The organism is Aminobacter sp. MET-1 (assembly GCF_026521175.1).
In the GTDB taxonomy this organism is placed as follows: domain Bacteria; phylum Pseudomonadota; class Alphaproteobacteria; order Rhizobiales; family Rhizobiaceae; genus Aminobacter.
Genome location: NZ_JAMSHL010000117.1, coordinates 1 through 268 on the forward strand (window position 1 = coordinate 1; position 268 = coordinate 268).

Genomic DNA, 268 nt, shown 5'->3' on the forward strand with positions numbered 1-268 from the left:
GAGAGATAGACGTCGTTGTGGAAGTAGACGTCGCCCGGCTTCATGGTCTCGAGCGGGAAGTCGCGAGCCACCGGATGCACCAGCGCGGAGTAGGAACGCCCCGTCAGCTTGCGCAGATTGCGGTCGTGAATTCCGGCGCGGAAATCGTGGGCGTCACGAATCATCGGTGACCGCGACGTCCGCGAAATGGCCGTCTCCACTTCCATTTCGACGCTTGCGAGGTAGCCGGCCACGATCTCGACGAGAACGGGATCAGGCGCAGGCGCGT

The 268-nt window shown here is 63.1% G+C and carries 1 protein-coding gene; it reads right to left on the bottom strand.

What is annotated here, in order from left to right; translation table 11 throughout:
• Positions 1-268 (bottom strand): hydantoinase B/oxoprolinase family protein (locus NDO48_RS29265; protein ID WP_267322926.1); only part of this gene is annotated, 268 nt, incomplete at both ends.